The sequence below is a fragment of the Virgibacillus sp. L01 genome, assembly GCF_052246775.1.
In the GTDB taxonomy this organism is placed as follows: Bacteria; Bacillota; Bacilli; order Bacillales; family Amphibacillaceae; genus Lentibacillus.
Genome location: NZ_JBQQCP010000011.1, coordinates 15,158 through 32,943, shown reverse-complemented (window position 1 = coordinate 32,943; position 17,786 = coordinate 15,158). Strand labels below are relative to the sequence as shown.

Sequence of the window (17,786 nt, the reverse complement as noted above, 5' to 3'; positions counted from 1 at the left end):
CTACTATTATCGATGTTTTTGACTGCGGGTGGCGACTCCCGCGGGAACAGCATGAGCCTTGAGTTTGGAATTGCTGCTTTATTTTTGAATGATGAAATTGAATTAACTGCTAAAAAATATTAGAAAACTTGACTTATCGCCAACCCTTAATATAGATAAGCCTTAGTTGCACTTATGCAGTAAGAAAGTATTTTTATTTTCTTATCTGCTAAATAATACTGTTCTAAAATAGGCATGCTAATTATGTTAAATGTGTATGAAGGTGTGAGCGCAATGGATTTTTTCAGTGGTCAGGAATCACTTACCGAAATACAATGGGCATTAAGAGCTGTCGTTGGATTTATATTTTTAATTGTTATAGCAAAAATCATGGGCCAGCGATCAATTTCACAATTGAGATTTCTTGATTTTGTCGTTGCATTATTAATAGGAAACATTATTGCCCATCCATTATCAGATGCTGGGCTGGAACTTAAAGGGTCCATGATTACAATGAGTGTTGTAGTAGCGTTATATTTATCTGGAGTATTATTGAGTTTAAAGTGGAGTCCAATACGAAAAATCTTCAATCCTCCCCCAATACCTCTGATTGAATACGGGAAAATAAAGTATAAAAACCTGAAGAAGGCAAGGATATCAATAGACGTGCTTTTATCCGAATTGCGAAAGGAAAAAACAGAGGATGTTGAAAAAGTAGCACTCGCATTGTGGGAACATGGTGGGTCTATATCGATATTTCTATATCCTCAATACCAGCCACTTACACATTCGAATCTGACGCCGCCCTTAAAACCGTTCCATTATCCCCATACAATCGTTAAAGAACGTAAAATCGATTATGAAATTCTGCAAAAGACTGATAAAGATGAAGAATGGCTGGTTCAGGAACTGACAACAACCCATAATGTAAAACTAAACGACGTACTGCTGGCAACAATTGATGAAAACAAAAACCTCAAAGTATTTTTGTATAACTGATCAAATGGCGAGTACCTCCGTTTTACGTCCTTAACTGCTAATAAAAGCTGCAATCCTTCGTTAGATTGCAGCTTTTATTGTTTTTCCAAATCCTGATGATAAATATCATAATTAATTTTTAAAAAAGGCAATGAAAAAATCCACATATTGTGCTGTGCCCTAAGATTTCCCTTCTCAGCCTCTTCAACATAGAATTTTTCCTCAATAGGTAAGCGAAATAAATACTTACCAAATGCTAAATAAATCCCTGAATTATTAGCCTTATTTGCACTTGAAAGTTGTAGTGCCTCCTCATCTTGGTTTAGTTCCAGCATGCCAATCATTGCAGCAAAAGGTAGTGGTAAAGCAATGTTCATATATGATTGATCCTGTTCCTTATGTGTAGAATACAATGCTACGAACGTTGTCTCCTCATTTATTTTTCGAATCCATGCCCTTACTTCATTACGCCCATCATCCTCATCCTTAACCGAAAAAATATTCCCATTCATCTCGACCTTTTTACTGGAAAATGGTAAGTTAATTTGCCCAACATATCTGCTAATCAAACGATATACTGCCGCAAAAGGCTTAAACCATACTCGCCATTTTACTTCAGCAATCAACCGGTACTGATTTGTGTTTTCGTAAAAGTCTATGATAGCTGGTGATAATATATCCATATTAATATCACCTTCATACACGCTCATGTCATCTACTAACCCCTTGTAGGCATTACTGTCTGTTATGCCAGCTAAAATATCTTCACCAATGGCTCCTTTCCCTCTTATCCGACTAACCGGAAAGTTTAACCTTTGCGCCCTGGTAGAAGGAAGCTGAACATACCAGCCTATAATCCCTGCTGCTGCAAACATAATGGTATTAGTTATCCCATGAAATAGCAGCATAAAATTAATTGTTACGGTATAAAGGCCGGTAACATTACCAAATGCGTATACTAATGAAAAGATGATTGCCACACCCAGCGCGGCAAAAGAAGCTCGATTCAGCCAATTAATAGACGCTTTGAAAGATATGTAGATTAAACTATAAATGCCAACAATATAAATAATTACCGATAACAGTTCTAATAATGTTGAAAAGGTGATTCCTAACGCTACAATAATTGGTGAAACAATAACAACTATGCCTATCAATTTATATAATGGTGATTTGTATAACCTGCCAAGCAATCCAGTAAAGATAGGCAACAGAAAGGCTGAATAATGAAAATGAATACCTGTCAGCCATGTCATTATTGGAGAGAATCCAGTATCAATATTGGCTTCATATGCAACAAACCAGGCCCCGCCGATTGCTATATAAATAAGACCAATATCAATTAAAAATTCCTCCAAGTGAATAAAACCTCTATGTAAAAAGCGACTGAATCCGTACCCAGCAATAAGCAACGTAAAAAGAAAATATATTACCGCAAATATCGTATCTAATGCAGTATTATTTGTAACTTGCAAAAATATAACAGCAAAAAACGCTGGAATTGCCAGATAAGGAAGATATCTTGGAACATCCCCGTTATCGCTTCTCATTACCATGTAAAGTGTAAGCGGAACGTAGACTAATTGAGCTACCGTCAACATCAGAAAATGCCACGGATGTGGACCAAATACAGCAATAACGAGTACTATTAATATGTTACATAACCCAATGTTACGAAATGTCATCGGCTGTAAACTCTCCTTCATACGAAAACAGTATACCAATCAACGGATTTCTAACTATAACATGTATCGAGTATGCATCATTTTCCTCGACATACTTCTCCGTAACTGTCGCTAAACCCTGAAATAACGTTGGCAATGGAATTTCCAGCCGACCTTGTACCAAGCGCTGCCGCTTTGATGAGATTTTTAAAGCCCCATCAGCGGTTACATGAAGTGACAAATCTGAATAAAATAGATGCGGTTCACCTAGATAATCCTTTATAATATTCCGTTCGGAGTCTAAACTCATCAACGCGTTAAAATATCTTTTCTTCGATCCAAAATAAAATATCCGTTCCCAATGGATCTGCTCCTCACCATTTCTCCCAGTTGCTGAAGTATTAACAATCTTAAAGGGGATATTCTCTCCATGCTCCGGAAACAGTAACTTAAACTTCGCACCTGCCCAAAATAAGGGAAACAGCCATTTCGGTCCACCTTTCATTCGTGCCATCATGCCTGTCCCTGTAAAGGATATTCCTTTTTGGATCTCATATCTTTTTTGTAGCATGGGATGAAGCTGATAAAAATCATCCCGCATAACATGTTTATATATGGACATCTTAAACTCCCTATCTCTTTCGTTTACATTTTTTTGCCGTAGGAATATTTTTACTGGACGTAAACCCCACTACAGACAGAATAAGTAATGCTAAGTTAAAAGTTAGCGGGTTAAACGGATTCACAGCACTGCTCGGCTGTGCGACAATTGCCCCCACTGTTAACAGGGGAAAAATAATAATCTGTAACCGAAATAATTGTCTTTTTTTCGAATAAACCAGCCAGGCCACCCCGAATAATACTTCGATAATTCCAGCAATCAGAACAACCCAGGATGCCTGCATATACGATATAGGTACGGCACTTTGGACCATACCTACCTCAGCTGGATGCATACCAATTATTTTCGAAACAAGCCCATGATACAGCCAGATGAATGAAAATAGGAGCGTAATAATCCAGTTACTAAAAAACCTGGCATACTGTGATGAAGGTGTATCCCCTTGCTCCAGCCATCGTTTCAATACATCAAAACTTAGCGCAGTCATCCACCCTATGAGTGGTCGAAACATAAAATGATCAATTAATTTACCAATCCTGCCAAGACCGGGTTCATAATTGTATTGTGTCAAAAATGTAATTGAGGAATCTGGTTGAGGGATATACTTCCAATACCCTCTTCCTTCACGAATAATCGAACTTGCCTGGTCCGTTCCAAAATGTAATGAAGATGTTCTCGACCCATCTTTCGCGTGAAAACTGCCAACACTTTTTCCCCAGCCTTCAACTGATAGACCAGGCCCAATAGTTGTCTTATATGTGAATTTCTGTGGCTGGTTTTCTTTTTTAGGGAGATAAGTAATTGACGAAAAACGAAGATCCCACTGTTCATGGAGATCTGGAGTTTGCGTTGCATCCCATAACTTATCCATCTCTGATTCGATGGGTAATTCAACATATATTGGTTTACTTTTCACAGTGTTCACCTCTTGCACATGTAAATAGTTAAGATATTGAAAGATAGATTTATTATTTATTCAACTTTCGTAGGTAAAATGAACGCATATCTTAATTGGACTTTCTGCTTGCTACCCAAAAAGCTAGTATAACTAGTGGAATTACCAGGAATATTGGAATGTTAATATGACTTTGTGTAAGCATTGCTAGAAAGAACAGTACTACAATTCCTATAATTATGTACAAACACCCGCGCCCGAATGTTTCCATCTAATTCCCCCCTTCCAATTCGAAATTCTAATTATCTATCGTATATGTATTAACAGTACTCTTATGATCTAGCCTCGCATACTGAGAACGCCCTAAGTAAAGCGGAATTTCAAGTTTATTGAAATCCGGGAGTCCATTCTCCAAAAATAAATCATCATCACTATAGCATTGAGTAATATTGCCGACAAACCAATCATGATCACCATATGTATTAATATCAACTGTCTTACACTCATAGGCAACATATGCATCATGAAGAATCGGTGCATTGATAGTCATTCCGTTATCATATGATATTTTCCCATGATGAAATTTGTCGAGATTCTCTCCTGTATATACCCCTGTTTCTTGAATGAACGCGGCTTTTTCATATGGAACGAAATTAATCGCAAATTCACCGGCATCCTTAACCAGGTTAAACGTATATCGTTCTCTCCCAATTGCTACCCCATACATCGGTGGGTCAAAGGAAATATAGGAATGCCATCCAGCAGCCATTATATTACTTTTTCCATTATAGGTTACCGTAACTAGTGCAACCATACCAGGATAGCTGTGCATGACCGTCTTTGATGTAGCTTTTCTCATTGTAATCACCCTTACTATGTATAAATGTTTTACGGGAATGATCATTCTCTTTTTTATGGATGACTGGAATACCATTCATAGTGCAATTTATTGTATATGGAAGAAACCCAAAAGAAAAAAATCTTGAATTGCTAACAAATGGAATGCTTGTATGGTCCTTCTGGAATCTTATTTAGTTCTCAGCTTTTTAAATCGGAATTTTAACGTGTTATGAGAACGAAATTCGTTATGACAAGAATTATTACAGAAAACCACAACTAGAATAGAATTGGTCTGAGCCTTACTCCATCTTTTATAATTTTTATCCCAGATCAGGTTCGGGATTACAAATAAAAGAGAGAAAATCGCTAGAATATAGTAATAACAAGTATGATAGATATCTTCAAATAATGGAGTAAACAACTGTAAAACAATCAATATGATGGCAATAATAATGCGCTAAATTTTTCCAGTTATCACTACCAGTCACCCCACTTACATTTCAAAAATATGTATTAATCTTAATTTATATTAACACCATAGTAGTGGAGCGACAAGAGAATAAGCAGTAGTTCTCTTAATCTAAATGACTAAATTTTTATAATAAGATATATATAATGGAAAAATACTTGACAGGTTCTCATAACATCGACGAGTGACCTTTGAGCAGATGACGCATTAGTGCCCGGAGTGGTCAAAGTGAAGTATTCTGCTGGAATGAATTGGTGCACTCAACTATCATTAGAGCAAGAGAAAGCAGCAAAAAATCTTCACTAAATCACAGCGAGCATTTAAAAGAGCAAATTTCTCAAACAACAATTAACTCTTTCCGTTCCACCTAAGCCAGTTGAGAATCGATAGTAATAATAAGAAAAGGTTCATTACCATTATCGTCTACCAAGCTAAAAAGGTGGCATATTAGTTTCAGAAAAAAACTGAATCAACTAAAAAGTCACTTTCCAACTAAATGAAAAGTGACTGCAAGCTTCTTACTGTTGTACTGGCTGATATATATTAGCTATCGTTTGGATTGCACTTTGTGGTGCAGCCATTAATGGATAGTAACCCTTTTTAGTCATGTATTGCCATATTTCATAAGCATGACGATTACTATTTAGGAACGCATTTTCAAGAAATGTGCGTAAATCTGGATTTGAACATTCAACTGCAGAGATAGCGTAATTTTTAGCTGAGCTTTTTTGACCGAGCAAATAGGATGTAGCAATTTCACGATCATTGTGCTGCTGTACATTCGTCCTTGGTGTTGCTTGCGGAAACTGACTTACAGGTGCTTGGGTATAAGACTCTAATCCCCGCTTTAATGAATCAGGAACAAATTTCGAAATGTCTGGAGTCGTTTGACTTTGTACAAATTCAACTTTTAAATTGTAGTCCGCAACATGGAGTGGAAAATGCCGTTGCAGTAACTCCTTTAGTTCAGGATCCTGTGCCTGATTAATATAACTTGACATACTATTGACAGTGTTATAACAACCCGCAATCAGTTCACTTAGGTCATGTAACTCATGAGATGCTAATTGCATAGAAATACTCTCCTTTACTTTTGATAAGAATCTCTATTCACGTTTTTGGTCAATTGTTCCTTCAAAATAATCATCTGAAGCTTGTTCATGTGTTTCGGCCAAACCTTTTTCAATCTGTGTATGACCTTGGTAATCAGTAGTCTCATAATTTTTTTCAGCAACTTTACGGCTGTCTTCTGGATTTACTTTATTTCGTTTATTTGGCAAATTCACACCTCCATTGCATTTTATTGTAATCTAGCTCTGATTGGGTATATCAGTATGAAGCGGTGGTGTCATCAACCAGCCTTTTTCTTTATTTAATCGGAGCGCCTTTGCACTTACCTGACTTTTGTTCATATGGTACTGTCCGAATAACATTGCAACATCTTCACGGGTACACTGGCCCATAATTGAACTGCAAGCTACTAACCCTGAAGCAAGGCTTGCTGATGCCATTGCACATACTTCCTGATCAGTAAACTTGGCACCTGAAGGTATGTCTTCCAGGTCAGCTAAAGAGCGCTCTGGAGGTGAAGGAGGAATTGCAATACCATTCATTTTTAAAATCTCCTCGATATCTTCAGTCTCTTTTTTTATACCTTGAATTAATTCTTCTAACAATTGTCTTAAATCCTTGTCTCCTGTGTGGTTAATATAAGTTTGAAAAGCAGCATAGTTCCCTTTTGCTACTACCAAATAAGACCACATGCTAAATACCTCTCCATAGTGAAGTGGCTGTTTCTTTGGATTACCTGACAAAATACCCATAATACTACACTCCTTTGATTTAATTTACAAAGATAGTTTTGCTCAAAACGTTATTTCTATTCAAGGCCAAAATAATAAATATAAACCAGATAAGTGGTAAACAATAACCTTTAATGTGGTGGAAATGAGGGGATTTTTTGCAGAGTTATCAAAATACAGATAGAGCCAGGCGATACAAAGCATATATAAGCCCTTTAGGTACTACTCAGATCCATTTAAGGAACCCATATATAATAGCTTGGTGGTCTGCCGCTTTCCCCGGGTTTGGTCATCTTCTGCTATCCAAATATCTAAGAGGATTTCTCTTGTTTATATGGGAAATTGTTATTAATGTTAATTCAAATTTAAATGTATCCATGGTTTATACTTTTGGAGGGCAATTTGATATGGCCAAAGAGGTACTGGAACCCAGGTGGATACTTTTATATATACCTGTTTACATTTATGCAATATGGGATAGCTACCGGACATCGGTCGATTTAAATAAAGTCTATATACTTGCTGATCACGAAAATGCAAACTTTATAAACTTTCAAATTACATCGATGGAGATTAATTATTTGGATAAACGAAAACCCTGGCTAGCTGTTATGTGGTCTTTTTTCATGCCCGGAGCTGGTCAGATATACATCCACCGAATTGTTGTAGCTTTTTTCTTAGTATCCTGGACAGCCATCATTGTTTATTTTTCACGTGTTCTTGAAGGTGTACATCTTTTGGTTTCAGGAGATATTTATTATGCCAAGGCTATACTGAATCCCCAATGGTTAATGTTCTTACCCTCTGTTTATTTTTTCTCTATCTATGATGCCTACGTAAATACTGTGGAGAATAATAAATTATTCGATAGTGAACAGAGAACTTTCCTAAAAAATAAATACCAAAATAAACAATTTAATTTAACCTTAAACCTTATTAAAAGGAGCAAGTGAAGAAATGTATATAATGGCCACTTTTGATCATTCAGTCTATTTGGAGCTAGCACTTTCTTATCTGGAACAAGAGGATATCCCTAGGGAGAATATTTTAGCAGTCCCCCTCGACACCAGAAACGAAAAAATGAAATTGTTTGATACACTTCATAAGCCTGACGGCATAAGCTTATTCGATATGGCAAGCGCCCTCGCTACTGCTTTTGCCGTTATTGGGGCAAGCATTGGCTTCCATTTGGTATTGGGGCCAATTATATGGGGGATTTCAGGAGCAATTGGTGGGTTTATCTTAGGCTTATCGATAAAATTTTTAATTCAAAAATTGAAGCAAAAGCAGCAAATAAAAATGAAAAACAAATCGACTGAACTTGTTCTTATCATTCATTGTAATAAAAATCAAGTTGAAGTAATTGAAAAGCTACTTTGGGAGCACTTAGCTTATGGCGTTGCTGTCCTCAATAACAATTATCAAAGCATATAGTTACAGAAAATAAAGGAAGTGAAAAAATGGTGTTTTTACTTGTGTCAGTTGCTGTATTCAACCTTGCAGCAATAGTTATACCTAAAAATATTTCATGGATAGAAATCTATGGCACAATTTTAATTACTATTGTTCTTCATCTTCTCATAGATACTTTCCTTGATCTTAAATATAATTTTTATGGTTATTTTGATAAAGGGGTGGATGCTGGAACCTTGATATTCACCTTTGGTATTTATCCTGCAGTAAATATAATAGTTGTAAACTTATATTCTTATCTCCGAGGTCTTCTCTCGAAAGTAATTTTTATCATAGTACTAACAATATTTGCCTTATGTTATGAAGTTGCACTGTTGAATGTAGATATTTTTTATCACAATGAGTGGAAGTTATGGTATTCGGCGGTAATATATCCTCTCCTTTTGATTCTATTATTCCTAAACAGAAAATTTCTTAAACGCATAGTGAATTAGTATATTCGAATAATATGTCAATGAACGGGGAAATTAATCATAACCACCATATAGGAGGGAATATTTTTTGGAAAATACAAATGCCTTAACACCTGGGGAAATTACCAATCTTTGGAACTCCTATCTAGGTAATTCAATGGCTGTAGGGGTGACAAGTTACTTCATAGGAACTGCAAAGGACCCAGAAGTAGTCGAATGGCTTGAAAAAGCCGTTGACCTTGCTTCCTTTCAAACACGCGGAGCGAAGAATTTATTAGATCAGTCCGGTCATCCTCTGCCTCAAGGCTTTTCGAGTGAGGATCTTAATTTTAAGGCACCAGCACTATATAATGATAATATTATATTGCTTGTGAAATATATTTTGTCAGAAGATGCTGGTCCAGTCTATACAATTGCATTGTCAGAAGCAAAACGCTCTGATGTAAGAAATTACTATCTAACTGTTGTAACTAAATTAGCAAACTTAGTTAATCAGCTTGTCATGCTAATGGAAAAAAAAGGCTTATTCGAGCCAAAAATCCACCTGCCTGTCCCTGGAAGTATCGAAAAAGTACAGAAACAATCCTTTGCAGGTAATTGGCTTACTGGTCGACGGCCACTTAACACGTCGGAAATTACTCAGTTAAAATCTAACTTTGTTAATATGGAACTGATACATGAATTTTTTAGAAGTTTTATTCAAATATGTACTTCCAAAAAACTGCGGGAACATTTTAAACGAGGTCAGGAAATCACAGAAAAGCACATGGACATTTTTCAGTCATTATTAAGTTCAGACGAGTTGCCAAACCTTCCTACGTGGGAAAGTGAAATTACTGATAGTACTGTCTCTCCTTTTTCAGAACGTTTAATGCTGTACAAAATTTCTGTTTTCATATCAGCAACTGTATCCCGGTATGGCACAACACTAGGAACAATTATGAGAAAGGATATTGGTGTTGAATTCTCCCGTCTTATGGCCGAAATTTCATTATATGGAGAGGATACACTTAATTTGATGATAGAGTTTGGTTACTTAGATCAATTCCCACTTGCCAAAAGTAAATAATATTTTAACGAGAGTAGGTAAACTAAATGGACGTACCTGAATTACTATTACGAATCATATTAGCATTCTTTGTCCTCTTTATCCTTGCAAGGATTATGGGCAGAAAAGAAATCAGTCAAATGACATTTTTTAATTTTGTATCAGCAATTGCGATTGGTACCATTGCCGGAACTCTTGCTACAAGTCAGAGTTTAAGCATACAAAACGGTATATTAGCTCTAGTTGGATGGGCTTTATTTACCCTTGTTATGGGATTTATTGATATTAAATCAAAAGGCGCACGAAAAGTGACTACTGGAAATCCTGTTATACTTATCAAAGATGGTAAAATTATGGAAAACTCACTTCGTAAAACAAGACTCGATATTGAATCGCTTAACGCTTTGTTACGACAAAAAAATGTATTCGCTATGTCTGATGTCTCCTATGCCATTTTTGAAACAAGCGGAAAACTATCTGTCATGAAAAAAGAAATTAATCAACCTGCAACAAAAGGTGATATGAATGTTTTGAGCACAACACCAAATACGTTTCCGATAGCAACAGAAGTAATATCTGACAGTGTTATAAATACTAAAAATTTAGCCAAATTAAATCTTGATAGAAACTGGTTGGACAGTCAAATTAAAAATGCTGACGTGAATGACCTCTCGCAAATTTTTTATGCAGAGGTCCAGCAGGATGGTACTCTATACATTGACAAGAAAGACGATTTTATGTAAATAGGCCTGAACAGCCAGGCCTATTTACAAGTTAATACATTGTATTATATTTATTCGGCATTACGTTGTATTGCTCTCCCATATTCCCTTCCATTTGCATATATAATTTATCAACCATTTCAGCATAATAAAAATGTTTCTGGTAAAAGTACATATGTTTCTGCGGATCTACATACTCATATTTTTTAGCTAACAAAAAATATAAATTTGCGTTAGTAAGATAGTCATTAAGCTTTGCATCAAATTGCATCAAGATTCCTCCCAGTTTTCTGAATTCATTATAGGGTATTCATCTATCCGCACTTAGTTCATGTGATTAGCCTATTTTTACGAATTCTATAGAAAATTTTTTGCTTATCGCCAGCTGCGAGTCAATCAGTATTTCGGTAAATGATATAACTAAAACTTCTACTTTAAACAAGAATAATAACAGGATAGAACCTTCATTTTCAATGGCAGGATCTACTACATAGTTGATATAAACTGCGAACTAACACGGAAAATGGTTGAGTGCTATGACACCGCTTCGGAAATACACTACGCTTGCCGTGGGCGGTGACTCCTGCGGTAAAAGCAACAGCTGAAGATCCCGCAGGAAGCGGTTTTGGCTTCCGAGGAAGCTGAAGCGTTGCCCGCGGAAAGCATCCGCTCGGAGCGATCCCGGATGGCGCGTGAGAGTTTATAGAAATTATTCTAGCAGTTAGTTCGCAGTATATATCTAATCAGTAATAAAAATGAATCCGAACTAATTCGAATTCTTTTTCAAGAATTTTGAATCATAGTTCGGGTTCACTTTGCCTAGAAACTTTTATCCTAGCAGGTGGTTTTTAAGTATTATTTATCAGTATCTTCCTCATTATTGCCAATCGTATGTTCATTCGTTTCCTCTGAGATTTCCGTTTGTAATTGATTCAAAGGACGTGAATCTTCTCGCTCATCCCCTTCACCAAAACGATTTTCTATATACCCGTGAATAAAAGGCTCGCAGCAGGTAATGAAAAAAGCTGCCATTATCGAAATCGTAACGATAGGAATACCTTCAGCTAAGAATAAACTTCCCAACACCCATAATGACAGGAATGCTAGTGGAAAATCCGCGATCGACGCAGTGACATTGCCAAATTTCCGAAGTATAAATAAATCCCCAATCAAATATGATATCCCTGTAACTAGTAAGCTTATCCAAAACAGATTACCCAGGGTAGCATTATAAAAAATGCCAAATAGTGAAAACACCGTAACAAAAATAGCAATAAATTTAATACCTAACGCTTTTATATGATCCATAGAAAAATACATCCTTTCCTTATTTGTAATATTAGTGTTTGTTAATTCTTATAAAATATAACGATCTTTTAGAAAAGCTGGCTTACCACCTAATTTTAATGGCGAAAGCCTAAATTGCCGCTTATGCGGTAAGAAAGCTTTTTATGCTTACTTAAATACAATCGAAAATCTTTATATTCAGTTTAGCCCGGTTAATCTGAACCGAAATAAAAAAATTAGCATTAATTTACGCAAAATGGGTAAAATAAGGTTTGCGGTGAAATTACACTTCGTACAACAGGAAGTTACGTTTTACCTTATGTCTAAAAATAGGAGGGTTAGTTATGGGAAATAATGACGACAGAAATCGTAATAACCGTAACAACAATAACAACCGAAACCAGGACGCAGACAATGTTGAATTCGCTAATGAGAATGAATTTGTTGATGAATTAGACAATAACAACAACGACAACAACAATAATAACAACAGAAATAACCGTGATAACCGAAACAATCGCTAACTATTTTAAGGCACTAAAAAACCTGTATCACTCTAGATACAGGTTTTTCTTTTTGGCAGATGAGAAAGTATAATTGCTTTCTTACTGCATAAGAGCAACTAAGGCTTTCGCCATTAAGGTTGTCAATTCTTAGAAATCCTAATCAATCAGCACCGAAGAAGCTTTTAAACGATTGAACCGTAGCTTCTCTGTTGACTGCTCCTATGGAAGTTGTTATTGGAATTCCTTTTGGACATACCTGGACACAATTTTGGGAGTTTCCACATCCTTGTAGTCCACCATCATCCATGAAGCTTTCAACTCGCTCATCTTTATTCATTTCTCCGGTAGGATGGGCATTTTTGAGCCTGACTTGAGGAAAAACAAATGGGCCTAGGAATTCACTTTTATCGTTCACGTTAGGACAAGCCTCCAGACAGACACCACATGTAAAACACTTCGATAGCTCATATGCCATTACTCGTTTGTTCTCACTCATTCTTGGGCCGGGACCTAAATCGTATGTACCATCAATAGGGATCCATGCCTTAACTTTCTTGAGTGAATCAAACATACCTTCTCTATCAATAATCAAATCCCTTACAACCGGGAATGTCCGCATCGGTTTCAATCGTATGGGATGTTCTATTTTATCAACCAAAGTAGAACACGCCTGCCGTGGCACACCATTTATGAGCATTGAGCAAATACCGCAAACTTCTTCCAGACAGCTCATTTCCCATTGTACTGGAAAAATGCTCTCTCCATCTTTGTTAACTGGGTTTTGCTGAATATACATTAAGGCTGAAATTATATTCATATTAGGGCTATATGGGACCATAAATTCTTCATCATATGGCTTTGAATCAGGATCTTCCTGTCTCTCAATGATTAGATGAATTTTATCCATATCGAAGCTCCTTTTTAGTTAAATCAACAATATAGTCTTTTACATATTGTAATCAAAAAAACTTATTTTAAACTAATTCTTTTATTAAAATAAATGATTCAATTTATATAAAGACTTAAATTATCAATTGGAGCTTTGGCTACTTATTGGAGTTTTTCTATAAAATTCTTCAATACATGAACGGTTTGTACGCAATCATTTAAATCAGACCACTCTGCAGGATTGTGGCTTATACCATCTTTACTTTGTACAAACAGCATTGCAATGGGAAGTTTATCTCCAATAATCATTGCGTCATGCCCTGCTCCACTTGGTAATTTATATGGCTCAATTCCCCTTTCATGGAATGATTGTTCAAGAATGTTCTGTGTTTGTTCCTCGATTGGAACTGGTTCTACGCGCAACTTCTCTTCATGCTCGACAGTAATTTGATGTTTTTGGGAAATTTCTTTTGATAAAGATAATACTTCATCTACTAATTGATCCCTTGTTTCCAGAAAGATATCCCGGATATCAACATATAATACTACTTTTCCGGGAATCACGTTCACACCATTTGGTTCAACTATTTGCTTTCCGATCGTTGCAACTGCTGAATCACTTATTTGACCTGGCAGCTTATTGACTTCAAATATAAACTCACTTGCTGCTACCAATGCATCTTTCCGGTCGTTCATAGGTGTATTGCCTGCATGTCCTGCCTCCCCTGTAAACGTTAATTCCAGCCAGCACGGACCTGCAATACCCGTAACAATTCCACAGGGTAATTCTCTGTTTTCAAGCCTCTTCCCTTGTTCAATATGCACTTCAACGAACATTTCAATATCATCTAAATTGCGATTAGCATTAGAATACCCTTCAATAGTTAATTCTACATTGTTAAGTACTTCTTCAAAGCTAAGTCCATCTTTATCAACAAGTTTTAATTTTTTCTCCAGGTCACTATTTCCGATTAATGCTTCACTACCGTTTAGCCCACCATTAAAACGTGATCCTTCTTCATCCGAAAAAATGACTACTTCATAAGGTTTTTCAGGCTTAAAACCAGTTTTATTCCAAGCTTCAACCACTTCCAACGCTGATAATACCCCAAGCGGTCCATCAAAATGGCCTCCATTCGGCACGCTATCTAGATGTGAACCACATAAAATCGCCGGGAGTCCGTTATTTCTTCCATCAAGTCGTCCAATTATATTTCCTGCCCCATCTTCTCGTACATCCAGACCAGCTTCCTGCATCCAGCTTGCAACCAATTCTTTTGCCTGTTTCTCCTCCTTAGAAAAACCCGGCCGATCCGAGCCATTATCATCCGTTAAACCAATTTGTGACAGTTCATTTAATCTGTTGGCTAACCGTTCTCCTACAATACCATCATTATTATGTTTATCGTTATATTGTTTCAGCAGCTTTTCTTTTAATGATAAATTCCTATCCATTGTTTCAGCTCCTTACACTTATATAGTTATACTTTTTTACCTGCAAAAATAAGCATGGAATAGTATCCATGCTCATTGATTGTGAAAGTCAGCATTTAATCCTGTATATTTTTCTCTACTTTGCCATCTTTAAGGACAACCTGCACTGTTTCATTATCAGCAAGTGAATAGATATCCTCTAGCGGATTTCCTTTGACAACAATTATGTCAGCAAATTTTCCAGCCTCCAATGTTCCAACTTTTGCTTCCCAGCCTAAACATTCTGCAGCTGTTTTGGTTGAAGCAACAATTGTTTCCATTGGCGTCATGCCACCATCTGCCATTAAACCTAACTCACGTAAATTGGTACCATGTTTCATAACACCAGCATCAGTACCCATTGCAATTTTCACGCCCGCATTATAAGCTTTTGTAAAGCTTTCTTTATGCTGTTCTATAACTTCTTTCGATTTTTGAACAGCACTGTCAGGCATTCCCTTTTCACTTGCCGTTTCCAGTACAGCAACAGGAGCAAGTAAAGTAGGAACCAAATATGTTCCGTTTTCAAGCATTAAATCAATAGCCTCATCATCTAAAAAGATGCCATGCTCAATGGAATGTATACCTGCTCTTACAGCATTCTTAATCCCCTCAGCACCTTGCGCATGAGCCATTACCTTAACCCCTTTGCGGAATTGTCCTTCCTCCACAATTATTTCTAACTCCTCTTGTGAGAATTGAGTGAACTCTGGGTGGTCTGTTGCACTTAACACGCCACCAGTTGCATGAACTTTGATGACTTCTGCACCTGCGCGCAGCATCTCACGTGTTTTTTTCCGTACTTCCTCAGCTCCGTCACATTTACCGTTAGGCATTCCTGGATAATCAGAAGGCAGCAAATCTTGAACACTTCCAGAAACAGTATAGCCATCACCATGACCACCAGTAACGGTCAAGGCATTAATGCTTAATTGTAATCTCGGACCGGAAATAAGTCCGTCTTCTACTGCTTTTTTCACTCCAAGATCAGTACCAAGAGCATCACGTACAGAAGTAACCCCTGCATCCAATGTAGACTCCAAATATTTAGCTGCTTTATAATACATAAAAGAAAATGGTGTTTCCAATCGTTCAGCAATTGGTGAAAATTCCATCATCATATGCACATGTGTATCAATTATACCTGGAAGAATTGTCCCGCCTTGAGCATCTACGACAGTTTCATCTCCTGTTGCAGAATAGCTGGCTTCTGCTCCGACGTAAATAATTTCCTTGTCATCAACTACAACTACACAATCCTTTTTCGGTTCTCCACCGTTCCCATCAATTAATAAACCATTTCTTATAATCTTTTTTGTCATCGGTAAATCCTCCCTCTATAACGTTTGAACCAATAATCCTGCTACAACAACGGACGCTACTGTAACTGTAGTAAATCCGCCAATTAACATTGGTGTTAACAGCTCATCAAAGATAACTTTTTCTTCTTCCTTATCCCTGGCAACACTTCTGCTTACCTCTTCACAAAGTAAATAATCGCCTGGAAAGCCAAACAACGCTGTCAAAGCCACTGGCATTGCTTTATATGGATGCCATTTCACAATTCTGGCAGTGATATACCCGCCAAGAGAGATACCAAATGTTCCTATAACCAAGATTAGCAGAATACTAGGTAAATTGCTTAATACATCCCCTGGTGTTACATCTGCCATTGTCCCAATAACAACGAAAATAATAGCTATCATAACAACAGTGAATGAATTCGATTTTTCAAGAGCTTTTGATTCAAACAGGCCAAGCTTGAGCCCGGTAATTCCAATTGCCAGACACCATAAACTGTAATGAATTGGCGTAATTTCTCCAAGTGCAATACCGACTGCTGCACCAACAAATATAAAGAATAATTTCAATGTAGCACTGGATTTTAGCGAACTCGATTTACTGGCATTATCTTTTTCATCGGATTTTGTTTCATTAGCCATCGGAATGAATGTTCCATCATCCATTTCATGTTGAATTTTCATGGCATATTTTCTCATGAAATTCATAGCTAATGGCATTCCCATAACTCCCTGAAAAGCAACAATTAGAGCTGGTATTACAATTAGACTTGTCAGCCCCAGTTCGGTCAATTTTTCAGAAGTGATGATCAAAGCAATCACTCCACCGCTAATTGGACCAATTCCAGCCACTGCTGTTTCATAATCGAAAATTAGTGGAACAATTGTTAATATCAAAACACCCGATACAACAAGACCACCTAATGCAATCACTACCGCTTTAAATTGGCTTTTAAGCAGTGAGAAGGGAATTAATGTACCCATATGCAAGATAGCAGGACCAATTAAGATTCCTCCTAAAGCTGCAAACGTAGATTTTTCCAAAATATCTTCAGGAAAAATACCTGTCCACGTTAAAACCAAAAAGCCTACCATAGCTGTGAGCAGCATTGGCACTCGTGCTCTTGATATGATGGATAGCCACTCTCCTAGTGCAATTAAAGCAAAAACAAGAACTGTAGCAATAAGTGGATTACTAAGCATAAAAACCCTCCTCTAAAAATTAATTCTTCATAATATATCACCTCGAAAAGTCCTTGTCCATAGCCGTTTTCAGAGTATTAGTCACAGTTTGAATAATTTAAGTTAATTTATTTTTATACAAAATAATGTTTGGTTACTTATTAAAATTGCGCTCCTTCGATAAAGAAAACGGTTACGGATTTTTGCGTTAATTTCCATGTTATGGTAACAACTAGAAAATAAA

20 protein-coding genes and 1 pseudogene are annotated in these 17,786 nt (G+C 36.7%); 7 read left to right on the top strand and 14 right to left on the bottom strand.

The genetic code is table 11. The features are described from left to right. Positions 1-273: 273 nt before the first annotated feature. The gene (locus ACTWQM_RS17225) at positions 274-978 is read left to right on the top strand and encodes a DUF421 domain-containing protein (protein ID WP_443259397.1); all 705 of its coding nucleotides are present in this window, start codon (positions 274-276) and stop codon (positions 976-978) included. A gap of 74 nt (positions 979-1,052) precedes the next feature. Here ACTWQM_RS17225 and ACTWQM_RS17220 read toward each other — a convergent pair whose 3' ends face one another. The 8 genes and pseudogenes from ACTWQM_RS17220 to ACTWQM_RS17185 form a co-directional block, all read right to left on the bottom strand. Then, entirely contained in the window at positions 1,053-2,642 is a 1,590-nt protein-coding gene (locus ACTWQM_RS17220; protein WP_443259396.1) for a YndJ family protein, read from the bottom strand. Next, complete coding sequence (locus tag ACTWQM_RS17215) at positions 2,629-3,243, bottom strand: DUF4166 domain-containing protein (RefSeq protein ID WP_443259395.1); 615 nt, start codon at positions 3,241-3,243, stop codon at positions 2,629-2,631. Before ACTWQM_RS17215 ends, ACTWQM_RS17220 begins: the two co-directional genes overlap by 14 nt. A gap of 10 nt (positions 3,244-3,253) precedes the next feature. Beyond that, positions 3,254-4,159, bottom strand: coding sequence for a DoxX-like family protein (locus ACTWQM_RS17210; RefSeq protein WP_443259394.1), 906 nt, complete (start codon positions 4,157-4,159; stop codon positions 3,254-3,256). Between the two features lie 91 nt (positions 4,160-4,250). Further along, positions 4,251-4,409, bottom strand: coding sequence for a hypothetical protein (locus ACTWQM_RS17205; protein ID WP_175476808.1), 159 nt, complete (start codon positions 4,407-4,409; stop codon positions 4,251-4,253). A 27-nt stretch (positions 4,410-4,436) separates the two neighbouring features. After that, positions 4,437-4,997: a flavin reductase family protein gene (locus ACTWQM_RS17200; RefSeq protein WP_443259393.1), complete on the bottom strand. Its 561-nt coding sequence runs from the start codon at positions 4,995-4,997 to the stop codon at positions 4,437-4,439. Positions 4,998-5,965: 968 nt separating this feature from the next. Further along, complete coding sequence (locus tag ACTWQM_RS17195) at positions 5,966-6,520, bottom strand: spore coat protein (RefSeq protein WP_443259392.1); 555 nt, start codon at positions 6,518-6,520, stop codon at positions 5,966-5,968. A 33-nt stretch (positions 6,521-6,553) separates the two neighbouring features. Next, positions 6,554-6,712 (bottom strand): annotated as a pseudogene (locus tag ACTWQM_RS17190) (YozQ family protein); the annotation flags it as partial. A 45-nt stretch (positions 6,713-6,757) separates the two neighbouring features. Beyond that, the gene (locus ACTWQM_RS17185; protein WP_443259391.1) at positions 6,758-7,270 is read right to left on the bottom strand and encodes a DUF3231 family protein; all 513 of its coding nucleotides are present in this window, start codon (positions 7,268-7,270) and stop codon (positions 6,758-6,760) included. Positions 7,271-7,575: 305 nt separating this feature from the next. On the opposite strand from ACTWQM_RS17185, the gene ACTWQM_RS17180 reads away from it, so the two are divergent. The 5 genes from ACTWQM_RS17180 (at position 7,576) to ACTWQM_RS17160 (ending at position 10,926) form a co-directional block, all read left to right on the top strand. Then, positions 7,576-8,202 carry a hypothetical protein gene (locus ACTWQM_RS17180; protein ID WP_443259390.1) on the top strand — a complete coding sequence of 209 codons (627 nt, stop codon included), beginning with the start codon at positions 7,576-7,578 and terminating at the stop codon, positions 8,200-8,202. A gap of 4 nt (positions 8,203-8,206) precedes the next feature. Next, positions 8,207-8,683 carry a hypothetical protein gene (locus tag ACTWQM_RS17175; RefSeq protein WP_443259389.1) on the top strand — a complete coding sequence of 159 codons (477 nt, stop codon included), beginning with the start codon at positions 8,207-8,209 and terminating at the stop codon, positions 8,681-8,683. Positions 8,684-8,709: 26 nt separating this feature from the next. After that, positions 8,710-9,156, top strand: coding sequence for a CBO0543 family protein (locus tag ACTWQM_RS17170; RefSeq protein ID WP_443259388.1), 447 nt, complete (start codon positions 8,710-8,712; stop codon positions 9,154-9,156). 67 nt (positions 9,157-9,223) lie between these two features. Then, positions 9,224-10,204: a DUF3231 family protein gene (locus ACTWQM_RS17165; protein WP_443259387.1), complete on the top strand. Its 981-nt coding sequence runs from the start codon at positions 9,224-9,226 to the stop codon at positions 10,202-10,204. 26 nt (positions 10,205-10,230) lie between these two features. Then, positions 10,231-10,926 carry a YetF domain-containing protein gene (locus ACTWQM_RS17160; RefSeq protein WP_443259386.1) on the top strand — a complete coding sequence of 232 codons (696 nt, stop codon included), beginning with the start codon at positions 10,231-10,233 and terminating at the stop codon, positions 10,924-10,926. Positions 10,927-10,957: 31 nt separating this feature from the next. On the opposite strand, the gene ACTWQM_RS17155 is transcribed toward ACTWQM_RS17160, so the two are convergent. Both ACTWQM_RS17155 and ACTWQM_RS17150 read right to left on the bottom strand, forming a co-directional pair. Beyond that, positions 10,958-11,176 carry a hypothetical protein gene (locus ACTWQM_RS17155; protein ID WP_443259385.1) on the bottom strand — a complete coding sequence of 73 codons (219 nt, stop codon included), beginning with the start codon at positions 11,174-11,176 and terminating at the stop codon, positions 10,958-10,960. 584 nt (positions 11,177-11,760) lie between these two features. Beyond that, entirely contained in the window at positions 11,761-12,213 is a 453-nt protein-coding gene (locus tag ACTWQM_RS17150; RefSeq protein ID WP_443259384.1) for a YndM family protein, read from the bottom strand. Between the two features lie 323 nt (positions 12,214-12,536). Here ACTWQM_RS17150 and ACTWQM_RS17145 point away from each other — a divergent pair, with 323 nt between their 5' ends. Then, positions 12,537-12,716, top strand: coding sequence for a hypothetical protein (locus tag ACTWQM_RS17145; RefSeq protein WP_443259383.1), 180 nt, complete (start codon positions 12,537-12,539; stop codon positions 12,714-12,716). Between the two features lie 142 nt (positions 12,717-12,858). Here ACTWQM_RS17145 and sdhB read toward each other — a convergent pair whose 3' ends face one another. The 4 genes from sdhB to ACTWQM_RS17125 all read right to left on the bottom strand — a co-directional run bounded on the left by sdhB (position 12,859) and on the right by ACTWQM_RS17125 (position 17,563). Further along, a complete protein-coding gene (sdhB, locus tag ACTWQM_RS17140) occupies positions 12,859-13,605 on the bottom strand; it encodes a succinate dehydrogenase iron-sulfur subunit (protein ID WP_443259382.1) in 747 nt (248 codons plus the stop codon). A gap of 143 nt (positions 13,606-13,748) precedes the next feature. Continuing rightward, positions 13,749-15,041, bottom strand: a complete 1,293-nt coding sequence (locus ACTWQM_RS17135; protein WP_443259381.1) for a Zn-dependent hydrolase — start codon at positions 15,039-15,041, stop codon at positions 13,749-13,751. Positions 15,042-15,136: 95 nt separating this feature from the next. Beyond that, positions 15,137-16,381 (bottom strand): amidohydrolase family protein, encoded by a 1,245-nt coding sequence (locus ACTWQM_RS17130; RefSeq protein WP_443259380.1) that lies wholly within the window; start codon positions 16,379-16,381, stop codon positions 15,137-15,139. A gap of 15 nt (positions 16,382-16,396) precedes the next feature. Further along, positions 16,397-17,563 carry a hypothetical protein gene (locus tag ACTWQM_RS17125; protein ID WP_443259379.1) on the bottom strand — a complete coding sequence of 389 codons (1,167 nt, stop codon included), beginning with the start codon at positions 17,561-17,563 and terminating at the stop codon, positions 16,397-16,399. Positions 17,564-17,786: the final 223 nt, after the last annotated feature.

Bases quoted from the DNA above. Each gene is read 5' to 3' on its own strand.
- ACTWQM_RS17170 (WP_443259388.1), top strand. From the start codon at position 8,710: ATGGTGTTTTTACTTGTGTCAGTTGCTGTATTCAACCTTGCAGCAATA.
- ACTWQM_RS17125 (WP_443259379.1), bottom strand. From the start codon at position 17,563: ATGCTTAGTAATCCACTTATTGCTACAGTTCTTGTTTTTGCTTTAATT.
- ACTWQM_RS17195 (WP_443259392.1), bottom strand. From the start codon at position 6,520: ATGCAATTAGCATCTCATGAGTTACATGACCTAAGTGAACTGATTGCG.
- ACTWQM_RS17185 (WP_443259391.1), bottom strand. From the start codon at position 7,270: ATGGGTATTTTGTCAGGTAATCCAAAGAAACAGCCACTTCACTATGGA.
- ACTWQM_RS17175 (WP_443259389.1), top strand. From the start codon at position 8,207: ATGTATATAATGGCCACTTTTGATCATTCAGTCTATTTGGAGCTAGCA.
- ACTWQM_RS17135 (WP_443259381.1), bottom strand. From the start codon at position 15,041: ATGGATAGGAATTTATCATTAAAAGAAAAGCTGCTGAAACAATATAAC.
- ACTWQM_RS17220 (WP_443259396.1), bottom strand. From the start codon at position 2,642: ATGACATTTCGTAACATTGGGTTATGTAACATATTAATAGTACTCGTT.
- ACTWQM_RS17150 (WP_443259384.1), bottom strand. From the start codon at position 12,213: ATGGATCATATAAAAGCGTTAGGTATTAAATTTATTGCTATTTTTGTT.
- ACTWQM_RS17145 (WP_443259383.1), top strand. From the start codon at position 12,537: ATGGGAAATAATGACGACAGAAATCGTAATAACCGTAACAACAATAAC.
- ACTWQM_RS17155 (WP_443259385.1), bottom strand. From the start codon at position 11,176: ATGCAATTTGATGCAAAGCTTAATGACTATCTTACTAACGCAAATTTA.
- ACTWQM_RS17215 (WP_443259395.1), bottom strand. From the start codon at position 3,243: ATGTCCATATATAAACATGTTATGCGGGATGATTTTTATCAGCTTCAT.
- sdhB (WP_443259382.1), bottom strand. From the start codon at position 13,605: ATGGATAAAATTCATCTAATCATTGAGAGACAGGAAGATCCTGATTCA.
- ACTWQM_RS17160 (WP_443259386.1), top strand. From the start codon at position 10,231: ATGGACGTACCTGAATTACTATTACGAATCATATTAGCATTCTTTGTC.
- ACTWQM_RS17225 (WP_443259397.1), top strand. From the start codon at position 274: ATGGATTTTTTCAGTGGTCAGGAATCACTTACCGAAATACAATGGGCA.
- ACTWQM_RS17130 (WP_443259380.1), bottom strand. From the start codon at position 16,381: ATGACAAAAAAGATTATAAGAAATGGTTTATTAATTGATGGGAACGGT.
- ACTWQM_RS17205 (WP_175476808.1), bottom strand. From the start codon at position 4,409: ATGGAAACATTCGGGCGCGGGTGTTTGTACATAATTATAGGAATTGTA.
- ACTWQM_RS17200 (WP_443259393.1), bottom strand. From the start codon at position 4,997: ATGAGAAAAGCTACATCAAAGACGGTCATGCACAGCTATCCTGGTATG.